Genomic DNA, 11,270 nt, shown 5'->3' with positions numbered 1-11,270 from the left:
CCACCGATGGCCAAAGCCCGAGCGATCGTCAAGCGCCGCCAGGCGGTCCAGAACATCCGCAAGATCACCCGGACGATGGAACTGATCGCCACCGCCCGGTTCCGCAAGACCCTGGACCGCGCGACCGAGGCCGAGGCGTACACGCGGAAGATCGCGGAGCTGGTGGCCGACCTGGGCGAGACGTCGCGGGACGTCAAGCATCCCCTCCTGGAGAAGCGGGACCCGGTGAAGCGGTCGCTGCTGCTGGTCCTGACGAGCAACCGGGGGCTCGCCGGCGGCTACAACGGCAACGTCCTCCGGCTGGCCTATCGCCGCCATCAGGAGCTCGAGACCGAGGGCACCTCCGTGGTGCTGGAGGTCTCCGGCAAGCGCGGCATCAACTTCATGAAGTACCGCAAGACGCGGATGGATGCGACCTACAACCAGTTCGAGGACCGTCCTCAATACGAGGAGGTCGAGCGGATCGCCGATCGTTACATCGCGATGTACGTGAAGGGCGAGATCGACCAGCTCGACGTGGTCTACACCCGGTTCATCAACGCGGCCCGCCAGGTCGCCTCCCTGACGACGTTGCTGCCGATCGTCGCGGGGGAGATCGGGGCGGCGGGAGAGCCGGTGCAGAAGAAAAAGGCGGTCCACACCGAGGCGGCGCCGGCCGGCAAGGCCAAGGAACGGGTCCCGTACGAGTTCCTGCCCGATGCCCAGGGGATCCTGGAAGAGATCGTGCCGGTCTCGTTCAAGGTCCGCCTCTTCAAGTGCTTCCTCGACGCCGCGGTCAGCGAGCAGATCGCCCGGATGGTCGCGATGCGGGGCGCCACCCAGAACGCGGACGAGCTGATCAAGTCGCTGACCCGCCAGTACAACCGGGCCCGGCAGTCCCAGATCACCGGCGACCTCGCCGATATCGTGGGCGCCGCCGCCGCCCTTTCGTGACCTCAACCGACCATCGACCGAGAGCCGGGCGAATCCCCCCAGCCGGACCGAATACGAGGACTCCCCTACCATGGCCACCGCGACCAAGACCGGACGGATCGCCCAGGTGATCGGCTCGACCTTCGACGCCGAGTTCGACGACGGCGAGCTGCCGAATATCTACAATGCCCTCTCGATCGAGTCCAAGGATACGGACAAGGGGATCAAGATCCACCTGACCGGCGAGGTCCAGCAGCACCTCGGCGGCAACCGCGTCCGCTGCGTCGCGCTCGGCTCGACCGACGGCCTGGTCCGCGGCATGCCGGTCGTCGACCAGGGGGCGCCGGTGAGCGTCCCCGTGGGCCGCGGGGCCCTCGGCCGCGTGTTCAACCTGCTGGGAGAGGCGATCGACGGCCGCGGCCCGGTCCAGGCCGACGAGCGGTGGCCGATCCACCGCGAGCCCCCGTCGTTCGACAGCCTCTCCCCCAAGACCGAACAGTTCGAGACCGGGATCAAGGTCGTCGACCTGCTCACCCCGTTCGTCCGCGGCGGCAAGATCGGCCTCTTTGGCGGCGCCGGGCTCGGGAAGACGGTCATCCTGACCGAGCTGATCGCCCGCATCGCATCGGTGCACAGCGGCTACTCGGTCTTCGCCGGCGTGGGCGAGCGGACTCGCGAGGGGAACGACCTCTGGCTCGAGATGCAGGAGACGCAGATCGGCAAGACCGGCAAGTCGGTCATCGACAGCACGGTGATGTGCTTCGGCCAGATGAACGAGCCGCCCGGTGCCCGCCTCCGGGTTGCCCTCTCCGCCCTCACCATGGCCGAGTGGTTCCGCGACGCCACCGGGGCCGACACGCTCCTCTTCGTCGACAACGTCTTCCGGTTCAGCCAGGCCGGCTCCGAGGTGTCCGCCCTCCTCGGCCGGATGCCGTCCAACGTCGGCTACCAGCCGACCCTCGCCACCGAGATGGGCGCGCTCCAGGAGCGGATCACCTCGACGAAGAAGGGGGCCATCACCTCGGTGCAGGCCGTGTACGTCCCGGCCGACGACCTCACCGACCCGGCCCCGGCCACGACGTTCGGCTTCCTGGATGCCTTCATCGTGCTCTCGCGGTCGATCTCCGAGAAGGGGATCTACCCGGCCATCGACCCGCTCGGCTCCAGCTCCCGAATCCTCGACCCGCAGTACGTCGGCCAGGAGCATTACGACGTCGCCCGCCGGGTCCAGGCCATCCTCCAGCGGTACAAGGAGCTCCGCGACATCATCGCCATCCTCGGCGTCGACGAGCTCTCCGAGGACGACAAGCTGATCGTCCATCGGGCTCGCCGGATCGAGCGGTTCCTGTCGCAGCCGTTCATCGTGGCCGAAGTCTTCATCAACAAGCCGGGCCGGTACACCAAGCTGCCGGATACGATCCGCTCCTTCAAGGAGATCTGCGACGGCAAGTGGGACCACCTCCCCGAACAGGCCTTCATGTACGTCGGCGCCATCGAGGAGGCCGAGGAGCAGGCCAAGAAGATGGGCGCGATCTGAGCCCGGAAGTCAAGGGTGCGGCGAGTCGCGAGCTTGAAGAGTCGCGTCGGGGAGGTTGATCCATCATGGCCGAAGTGGTCGATGTGGGCGTCGAGAAGAAGAAGGCCTCCGGCGGCGTGGACGGGCGGCTGCAGATCGTCGTGGTGACGCCCGAGCGTACCGTCCTGGAGCAGGAGGCGGACTTCGTCGCACTCCCCCTCTACGATGGCGAGCTCGGAGTCCTCCCCGGCCGGGCCCCCGTGATCGGGCGGCTCGGCTACGGCGAGCTCCGCATCCGCTCCGGCGACACGACCCATCGCTACTTCGTGGATGGCGGCTTCGCCCAGATCCGCGACAACGTGGTCACCGTCCTCACCGGCCGGGCCGTCGCCGCCGAGCGGATCGACGCGGCCGCCGCCGCCGCGGACCTCGAGAAGGCCGAGAAGGCCCGCGCCCTCACCCCGGACGAAGTCGCGGCCAAGGCCCGCGGCGTCGCTCGCGCACGGGCCATGCTCCGCGTCAAGAGCCACTGACCGGGCGGTCGCTCAGCGTCGAAACCACCCAGGCTCCGTCGCGCCAGGCATGGTGATCGACGCGTGCGCGATCGGCCTCGAGCGTGATCTCGAGGAACCCCGGCGCGTGCCGGCCGGAGTGATCGCGGAGCAGCGGAGCTCCGGCATTGAGGCAGAGCTGCCCCGGGATCGCGGCCGGTCGGAATGACCAGGCGGCGTGCACATGGCCGCAGCAGAAGAGGTGCGGCCCGATCCCGCCGAGCCACTCCGTGACGACGGCCGCATTGGTCATCGCCTTGCCCGCCAACTCGCGTCGAAGGGGGGTCGGCGCTTCCAGCGGATAATGGCACGCCACGATGAGGCGGACCGCGGACAGGTCGAGCGACTCGACCAGCCCTTTCGCTCGCGCGAGCTGCTCGGCCGGCAAGAACCCCCGCGCCGAGATCGCCGCCCGGGTGGGGTCGAGGCCGAGGATCGCGGTCGACTCATCGAGCTGGCGCAGCCAGGGGAAGGTCGGCTCCGGCATGAACTCGCCGAAGAACGTCTCGAACCGGCGGTTGCGGTGGGCCCCGATCGTGTACCTGTCGTGGTTGCCGGGGATCACCGTGATCCGCGACGGCTCCCGGAGCCAGGGCGCCAACGCCTTCCTCGCCGCGCGGAACTCGGCCGGGAGCGCGGTCGTGGTCAGGTCGCCGGTGATCAGGATGTGGTCCGGATCGAGCGAGAGCACCCGTGCGACCACGTCCTCGATCCGCTCCAGGCGGAATCGCCCGGCTCGTCCTTTCAGCAAGGCGGCCATCCCGAAGGCCCGCTTGCCAAGCAGTCGCAGGGGGTTCCACTCGTACTGCCAGAAGTGGATGTCCGAGACGTGGACGATCCGGAGCGAAGGGGGGGCGCGCATGGCGGTGGGGGCGCCTCGATGGAGACGAGGGACTGTCGGCGGCGAGGCTCAGACCTGCCACCCCACCCAACCGACGAGGATATCGTACGCCGTGTGCGTGCCGACCGCGATGCCGAAACCGCGGACGATGAAGACCCAGGCGAAGTACACGCCGGCCATCCAGCGGAAGACGAAGGCGTACCAGGTGAACGCTTCGCCCGGCGTCCCGGCGTGATGCGCGAGCGAGAACAGCAGGGCGGAGCCCGTGACCGCCAGGGCACTCGCCAGCACCTGGGGCATCTGGAGCAGCTTGAGCGTGTAGAAGAAGACGGGCACCAGGCAGAGCCGGAAGAGTGCCTCTTCGTAGACCCCCGCTCCCAGGAATCCGATCAGGGGTGCGTAGGTCGAGGCGGAGGCACCGTCCATCGCCAGCGTGGGCGGCGGATGCTGATCGAGGAACGTGAATCCCACGTCGATCAGCCGACTGATCCCCACGAGTGCCACGGCCAGGACGCCACTCTCCAGGACCATGCCGACGAGCGTGGAGGGGGAGAACCGCCAGTTCCGCGGGCTGCAGACCTGCCAGGCCAGCAGGATCAGCACCAGCGCCAGCGGCGGGAGCCACTGGTCGGTCATCCCGACGGAGGAGAGCCCTCGCCGCATCCAGGCGTCGGCCCCCGTGCGGACGGCGGACGAAGCACCCCCGAGCCAGATCACACCGAGTTCATACGCCAGGATGAGCGGGGCCACCAGGATCAGCGAAGGGAGCGGTCGACGCGTCGCGGACCAGTAGGTCACCGGCGGCGGCTCCGGCGACTCGATGACGAGCAGGCGCTTGCCGCGCCGGTACTCCCGATGATAGGGGGCCGGACGGTCCTTCTCTTGCGTGGATCGACGGCTTGAGGGCATGGGATTTCGCACATTGGTATGCGATCGGGCGGTCGGGAACGGGACTGGAGTCTTCCTCTCTATCGATCGATTTCAGCCCCGTCATAAATTTCATTCTCGGCGAATTCCGCGAAATCTTCGGGTGTCTTGTAGGCTTCGTAGAAGATGACTAGGATATCTTCCCGGTAATGGGTCGTCCGCGCCTTGACGGCGTTGAATGCCGGTCGTCAGAATACCCCGCTCATTGGTCGCCAAGGACTTGCGTCCCGGCGGCCGGCATCGAAGAGGGCGGCCTGGCGGGACGCGCGAGGTGCGTCTCGAGGTTTGAATCTGCTCGTTTCAGGTGCTACGTGCGAGGCCGGATTCCCGGCCTAATTCCGCTCTTGTCGGATCCGACGGGTCGCAGACAGTCGCCTTCGACCCGCCGAGGGGAGGATGATCGCGTGACCTTGCGGAGTCGACCCCATCGAGTCATCGGCCTCTGCCTCCTGTTCACGGTCGCCTCGGGCTGCTCCGATCGTTTCCTCGCCGGCCCGCTCCAGTACGTGGAGAATGACGCCCTCACGAAGGAGATGAAAGGCGGCAAGTCCAGCCTCTTCGGCAAGCCGAGGTTGCAGGACAAGGTGCGCAAGGACCTTGCGACCCTCTACGGGGACAGCCCTCAGCAGATCCGCGTGCCGGAATCGATGGGGGACCTGCTGATGACCGGCGGGGCCTTCCTGGCGAACTACCAGATGATCGACGGTGCGGTCAAGAGGTCTGCAATCCTTGATTCGACCTCCGGCAAGCCGACGCCCTACCCGGGCGGATACGGGATCTATCGCCGCCAGTGCCTGCACTGCCACGGCGTCTCGGGCGCGGGGGACGGTCCGACGGCCCCTTTCCTGTATCCATACCCGCGTGACTATCGGCGGGGGCTGTTCAAGTTCACCTCGACGCCCAACGGGGCGCGGCCTGCCCGCGAGGACCTGAAGCGGACCGTCCGCAACGGACTCCACGGCACGTCCATGCCGGCGTTCGAGGCGCTGCTCTCCGACTTCGAGATCGAACAGGTCGTCGACTACGTGATCTTCCTGTCCATCCGGGGCGAGACGGAGCTTGCGCTCATCGACGAGGGGGCGATCTCCGACGAGACCGACATCAACGCCCTCTCCTCCGAGTCGGCGAAGGAGATCTCCGACGCCGTGATCAACCGCTGGAAAGCCGACCAGGCCAAGGTCGTCAACCCGACGATCCCGCGGACCGAGGCCACCCGCGAGAGCATCCTCCGCGGTCGCGAGCTCTTCCTGGGGAAGACGATGGAGAAGCTCGAGTGCTCCGGTTGCCACGGCCTGAAGGCCCGGGGCGATGGCAAAAGCTTCGTCCCCCAGGTCGTCTTCAACCAGGTCGTCTTCGGCGGCAACCCGAGCGAGCGTCAGCAGCGGATCGACGCCCTCCCGGCGGAGATGAAGGACCTCTGGGGCCAGAAGCTGGACGACTGGGGCAACCCCCTCCGCCCGGCGAACCTGAACCGGGGCAAGGACACCGTCTACAAGGGGGGCCGGCGGCCGATCGACATCTACTGGCGAATCGCCAAGGGGATCACCGGGGCCCAGATGCCGGCCCACTACCCGACCATCGATGAGAAGAAGGTGTGGGACCTCGTGAACTTCGTCCTGGCCCTGCCGTTCGAGCCCGAGCTGCTCGAGGAGTCGACCGGCCATTCGGGGACCGGGACCTCAGCCGTGGCCACGCGTTGACCACCGCCGGGGGCCGCCGGCTAATCGCCATCGGACCGCGGACGATCTCGAAAGTCGACCGATCAGGGGAGCGTCTCACGTGCGTAACTGGAGCGTCCTGTTCGCCCTCGCGGCGATCTTCTCCGTGGGGGCCTTCCTCTACGCCCCGCTTTCCCCCGACTGGTGGCTGCCCAACACCGCCGGCGACATGCACCACAGCGTCTCCACCTTCGGGCGGGAGATCGACAGCCTCTTCGTGATCATCCTGGCGATCACGGGCATCGTCTTCATCGGGACCCAGGTCGTCCTGGTGTGGGAGGCCCACCGATTCGCCGACCGGCTCGACGCCGACGGCAAGCCCGTCCGCCAGTCCCGATACTTCCACGGCAGCCAGCGGCTCGAGGTCATCTGGACGATCATCCCGGCGGCCATCCTCGTCTTCATCGCCCTGTACCAGATGGGGACCTGGGCCAGCATCAAGTTCCGCAGCGCGGCGCCCAGGGTCCCGGCCACGGCGGAGATCACGGCCCGCCAGTTCCAGTGGATGATGCGGTATCCCGGCCCCGACCGGAAGCTCTACACGGCGGATGACCTGTTCACGGTGAACGACCTCCATTTCGTGAAGGATCGCCAGACGCTCATCAACCTCAAGTCGACGGACGTGATCCACTCGTTCTTCCTGCCCCAGATGCGGGTGAAGCAGGACGCCGTCCCCGGGCTGACCATCCCGGTCTGGTTCGACAGCGACACCGCCGGCAAGTTCGAGCTCGTCTGCGCGGAGCTCTGCGGCTGGGGGCACTACAAGATGCGCGGCAACGTGACGGTCCACGCGACCGACGACGAATTCGCCAGGTGGCAGGCTGAGATGCTCGCCGAGCAGAACCGATCCCAGCTCTCGATGGCCACGGACAACCAGGGGAGGTAAGCGGATGAGCTCCGAAGCGATCGGCAAGGATCCCGGCGGCCCGACGCCCCAGGTTTCCTCCCACGGCCACGATCATGGAGACGGGCACGGCCACGACCACATCCACCCGGCGCCTTCGAACGTCCTGACGAAGTACGTCTTCTCGCAGGACCACAAGGTCATCGGCATCCAGTTCCTGTTCTCGGGGCTGATCTTCTTCGTCCTGGGGGGCCTGCTGGCGATGGCCGTCCGCTGGCAGCTCGCCTGGCCCTGGAAGCCGATGCCCATCCTCGGTCGCCTGCTCTGGTCGGACCCGAACCTCGGCTACCACATGCCGCCGGAGTTCTACAACAAGCTCTTCACGATGCACGCGACGATCATGATCTTCTTCGTGATCATCCCGCTGCTCACCGGGGCCTTCGGCAATTTCCTGATCCCGCTCATGATCGGCGCCCGGGACATGGCGTTCCCGAAGCTGAACATGTTCTCGTACTGGTTCATGTGGCCGGCGTTCGTCCTGATCACCTACTCGTTCTTCGTGGAGGGGGGATCGGCCGAGGCGGGCTGGACGAGCTATCCGATCCTCTCGATCGCGAAATGGGCCACCCCCGGCTCGCTCAACGGCCAGACCTTCTGGCTGATGGCGCTCCTGTTCGCCGGGATCTCGTCGCTGATGGGCTCGATCAACTACATCACGACGATCGTCATGCTGCGGGCCCCCGGGATGCGGATGTTCCGGATGCCGATGACGGTCTGGGCGATGTTCATCACGGCCCTGCTCCAGGCGTTCGCCCTGCCGGTCCTGACCTCGGCCCTGATCATGCAGACCCTGGATCGGGTGGCCGGGACCAACTTCTTCAGCCCGGTCGCCTGGACCGTGGCCAACTCCCCCCCGGTGGTCGGCGGCGGCGGCCCCCTGCTCTTCCAGCACCTCTTCTGGTTCTACTCGCACCCGGCGGTCTACATCATGATCCTGCCGGCCATGGGCATGGTCTCGGACATCATCGCGACGTTCTCGCGGAAGCCGCTCTTCGGCTACAAGCCGATGGTGATCGCCATCGCCGGGATCGCCGGGCTCGGCTTCATCGTCTGGGGCCATCACATGTTCCAGTCGGGCATGAACCCCGCACTCGGCGCGACGTTCATGCTGTCGACGATGATGATCGCCCTCCCCTCGGCCATCAAGGTCTTCAACTGGCTGGGGACGATGTGGGGCGGCCGGATCCAGTACACCTCGGCCATGCTCAACGCCATGGCCTTCGTGGCGATGTTCATCATCGGCGGGCTCTCGGGCATCTTCATGGCGGCCACGCCCGTGGACATCCTCATCCATGACACCTACTTCATCGTCGGCCACATCCACTACGTGCTCTTCGGCGGCAGCACGTTCGGGATCTTCGCCGCCATCTACTACTGGTTCCCCAAGATGTTCGGGCGGATGATGAACGAGCGGCTGGGGATGATCCATTTCTTCCTGACGTTCATCTTCTTCAACGGGACCTTCTTCCTGATGCACATCATCGGGATGCACGGCCACCCCCGGCGGATCGCCGACCCGCTCGTCTACGATTACCTGAACCGGGCCGGGGTGATCGGGATGAACCAGTTCATGACCATCAACGCGTTCCTCCTGGGTGTCACCCAGATCGTTTTCGCGTATAATTTCTGCTCCAGCCTGTTCATCGGCCCGAAGGCGCCCGTGAACCCCTGGAACGCCAACACGCTGGAGTGGAGCACCTCTTCGCCCCCTCCCCATTACAACTTCGCCCGGATCCCGACGGTGTACCATCCGCCCTATGAGTACAGCGTCCCGGGCCAGGAGCAGGACTACCTGCCCCAGACCGTTCCGCTCCCCTCGGGGATCGTCCTCGATCCCGTGATGGCCTGACCCGAACCAGACCGCCGCGTTCCTCGCCCCGATGAATTGCCCATGCCCGCGACCCGCAGCACGAATCCCGACGACGAAATCCCGGGGCGATCGCCCGCCCGGCCGGCCTACCGGAGGAGTCCCCACTGGTTGGCCGTCCTCGCCGCCCTGTTCACGCTCCCCCTCCTCTTCGTGGGGGGCTCGGTCACGACCTACCGCGTCGGGCTGGCCGTGCCGGACTGGCCGACGACGTTCGGTATGAACATGTTCCTCTACGACTTCGTCAATGCCTCGTTCGGCGTCGTGCTGGAGCATTCGCACCGCCTCTACGGCTCCGCGGTGGGCCTCGCGACCATCGGGCTGGCGGTCACCCTCTTCCTCTTCGACTCGCGCCGGTGGGTCAAGGTCCTGGGGATCGTGGCCCTCGTCGTGGTGATCATCCAGGGGATCCTGGGCGGGACGAGGGTCACGCTCATTTCCACGCTGCTGGCGGCCGTCCACGGGTTCACGGCCCAGGCCTTCTTCGGGCTGATGGTCGCGATGGCCGTGGTCACGGGGAGGGACTGGCTGGAAGGTCGCGAGCCGATCGAGGATCGTCGGCGACTCCGAGGCCGGTCGATCGCCATGCTCGCGCTGGTGCTCGCGCAGATCGCCGCGGGGGCCTGGCTGCGCCATTACGGGACGCTCGAATCGCTGGTCGCCCATGCCCTGATCGCCGCGGCCGCCCTGGGGCTTGCCACGCTCGTCGGCCTGGTCGCCTTCCGAGCCAGACAGGAGTTGCCGGAACTCGCGGGGCCGGCCCGCTGGCTGGTCCTCGCCGCGTGGTTCCAGGTGGCGCTCGGGATCATTGCCCTGCTCTACATCCTCCCCTTCGGCGGCGTGCCGAAGCCCGTGACCTTCTACGAGGCGGTCTTCCGCACCGGCCACCAGACCAACGCGGCCCTGCTGCTGGCGTCGAGCGTGGTGCTGGCGCTGCGGGCCGCCCGGCACCTCGGCGTCGCGGCGGCCCTTCCCGACCCGGATCATCCACGCCCCGCGGCCGGCGAACGTCCGTCGCCGGCGAACCTGGAGGCTCTCGCTTGAAATCGGCGGTTTCCCTCGTCCATCCGGAGCTTGCCCCGTCGCCCGAGTCTCCGGCGACGTCGGTCGCGGACCGGCTCCGCGCTTATGTCTCGCTGACCAAGCCGCGGATCGTGTTCATGGTCCTGATCACGGTCCTGGTCGGCTTCCTGATGGGCGCCCGCGGCAGCTCGCACCCGGGCACGGTCTTCCTCACGCTGCTGGGAACCGGACTGGTCGCCGCCAGCGCGAGCTGCCTGAACCAGTGGATGGAACGGGCCCGCGACGCCCGGATGCGGCGGACGGCCAACCGCGCCCTGCCCCGGCGGCGAGTCTCGCCGCTCGAGGCCTCGATCCTGGGCGTCATCCTCGGGTCGGCGGGCATGGCCATCCTCCTGGCCGGGGCCAATCGTCCCGCGGCGGCCGTCGCCGGAACGACCCTCTTGCTCTACGTGCTCGTCTACACGCCGCTCAAGCCGCGGACGACCCTGAACACGGCCATCGGCGCGATCCCGGGTGCCCTGCCCCCGGCGATCGGCTGGGCGGCGGCGACCGGCAAGATCGGCATCGAGGCATTCGCCCTCTTCCTCATCGTCTTCCTCTGGCAGTTCCCCCACTTCCTGGCGATCGCCTGGCTCTACCGCGAGGATTACGCCCGAGGCGGCATGCGGATGCTGCCGAACGTCGATCCCGACGGCACGATCACGGCCCGCCAGGCGACGCTCTACGCCCTCGCCCTGGTCCCCGCGAGCCTGCTCCCGACCATCATCGGCCTGGCCGGCGATTTCTACTTCGTCGGGGCACTCGTCCTGAGCCTGGTCTACCTGGCCGCGGCCGTCCGGTTCCTCCGCGAGATCTCGGACGCGAACGCCAGGCGCCTGCTCCGGATGTCGTTCCTGTATCTGCCCCTGGTCCTGCTCTTCCTGCTGCTGAACCCCTCGCCGGCCTGAGGACGCGACGCGTCCACCGGCTTCGAGACGCCTCTCCGACCGGCCCCGTTTCGAGGGATCCACA

At 67.3% G+C, this 11,270-nt stretch carries 10 protein-coding genes; 8 read left to right on the top strand and 2 right to left on the bottom strand.

Translation table 11 applies throughout. The features are described 5' to 3' along the window. Window positions 1–6: 6 nt before the first annotated feature. From atpG to atpC, 3 genes are all read left to right on the top strand, one after another. Window positions 7–933 carry an ATP synthase F1 subunit gamma gene (gene atpG / locus G6O54_RS08020; RefSeq protein ID WP_165222855.1) on the top strand — a complete coding sequence of 309 codons (927 nt, stop codon included), beginning with the start codon at window positions 7–9 and terminating at the stop codon, window positions 931–933. A gap of 70 nt (window positions 934–1,003) precedes the next feature. Further along, a complete protein-coding gene (atpD, locus tag G6O54_RS08015; RefSeq protein WP_165222853.1) occupies window positions 1,004–2,449 on the top strand; it encodes a F0F1 ATP synthase subunit beta in 1,446 nt (481 codons plus the stop codon). Between the two features lie 65 nt (window positions 2,450–2,514). Beyond that, window positions 2,515–2,961 carry an ATP synthase F1 subunit epsilon gene (gene atpC, locus G6O54_RS08010; protein WP_165222850.1) on the top strand — a complete coding sequence of 149 codons (447 nt, stop codon included), beginning with the start codon at window positions 2,515–2,517 and terminating at the stop codon, window positions 2,959–2,961. Here the strand turns inward: atpC and G6O54_RS08005 are convergent. Both G6O54_RS08005 and G6O54_RS08000 read right to left on the bottom strand, forming a co-directional pair. Next, on the bottom strand, window positions 2,948–3,841 hold the full coding sequence (locus G6O54_RS08005; RefSeq protein ID WP_165222847.1) for a metallophosphoesterase family protein: 894 nt from the start codon (window positions 3,839–3,841) through the stop codon (window positions 2,948–2,950). The two genes, atpC and G6O54_RS08005, sit on opposite strands and share 14 nt — an antisense overlap. 48 nt (window positions 3,842–3,889) lie before the next feature. After that, entirely contained in the window at window positions 3,890–4,729 is an 840-nt protein-coding gene (locus G6O54_RS08000; protein WP_165222844.1) for a CPBP family intramembrane glutamic endopeptidase, read from the bottom strand. Between the two features lie 428 nt (window positions 4,730–5,157). Here G6O54_RS08000 and G6O54_RS07995 point away from each other — a divergent pair, with 428 nt between their 5' ends. The 5 genes from G6O54_RS07995 to cyoE all read left to right on the top strand — a co-directional run bounded on the left by G6O54_RS07995 (window position 5,158) and on the right by cyoE (window position 11,206). Next, a complete protein-coding gene (locus G6O54_RS07995; protein ID WP_250846766.1) occupies window positions 5,158–6,447 on the top strand; it encodes a c-type cytochrome in 1,290 nt (429 codons plus the stop codon). A gap of 79 nt (window positions 6,448–6,526) precedes the next feature. Continuing rightward, a complete protein-coding gene (locus G6O54_RS07990) occupies window positions 6,527–7,351 on the top strand; it encodes a cytochrome c oxidase subunit II (protein ID WP_165222841.1) in 825 nt (274 codons plus the stop codon). A 4-nt stretch (window positions 7,352–7,355) separates the two neighbouring features. Further along, the gene (locus G6O54_RS07985) at window positions 7,356–9,218 is read left to right on the top strand and encodes a cytochrome c oxidase subunit I (protein WP_165222838.1); all 1,863 of its coding nucleotides are present in this window, start codon (window positions 7,356–7,358) and stop codon (window positions 9,216–9,218) included. A 42-nt stretch (window positions 9,219–9,260) separates the two neighbouring features. Continuing rightward, on the top strand, window positions 9,261–10,280 hold the full coding sequence (locus G6O54_RS07980) for a COX15/CtaA family protein (RefSeq protein ID WP_165222835.1): 1,020 nt from the start codon (window positions 9,261–9,263) through the stop codon (window positions 10,278–10,280). After that, a complete protein-coding gene (gene cyoE, locus G6O54_RS07975) occupies window positions 10,277–11,206 on the top strand; it encodes a heme o synthase (protein ID WP_165222832.1) in 930 nt (309 codons plus the stop codon). The genes G6O54_RS07980 and cyoE overlap by 4 nt, the downstream gene beginning before the upstream one ends. Window positions 11,207–11,270: the final 64 nt, after the last annotated feature.

The sequence above is a fragment of the Aquisphaera insulae genome (assembly GCF_011064615.1).
Classification (GTDB): Bacteria; Planctomycetota; Planctomycetia; order Isosphaerales; family Isosphaeraceae; genus Aquisphaera; species Aquisphaera insulae.
The sequence above is the reverse complement of the archived record's forward strand: the minus strand, read 5'-3'. Positions and strand labels throughout refer to the sequence as shown.

Excerpts from the sequence above, each read along its gene's own strand:
- atpG (WP_165222855.1), top strand. The coding sequence starts at position 7 with ATGGCCAAAGCCCGAGCGATCGTCAAGCGCCGCCAGGCGGTCCAGAAC.
- atpD (WP_165222853.1), top strand. The coding sequence starts at position 1,004 with ATGGCCACCGCGACCAAGACCGGACGGATCGCCCAGGTGATCGGCTCG.
- atpC (WP_165222850.1), top strand. The coding sequence starts at position 2,515 with ATGGCCGAAGTGGTCGATGTGGGCGTCGAGAAGAAGAAGGCCTCCGGC.
- G6O54_RS08005 (WP_165222847.1), bottom strand. The coding sequence starts at position 3,841 with ATGCGCGCCCCCCCTTCGCTCCGGATCGTCCACGTCTCGGACATCCAC.
- G6O54_RS08000 (WP_165222844.1), bottom strand. The coding sequence starts at position 4,729 with ATGCCCTCAAGCCGTCGATCCACGCAAGAGAAGGACCGTCCGGCCCCC.
- G6O54_RS07985 (WP_165222838.1), top strand. The coding sequence starts at position 7,356 with ATGAGCTCCGAAGCGATCGGCAAGGATCCCGGCGGCCCGACGCCCCAG.
- G6O54_RS07980 (WP_165222835.1), top strand. The coding sequence starts at position 9,261 with ATGCCCGCGACCCGCAGCACGAATCCCGACGACGAAATCCCGGGGCGA.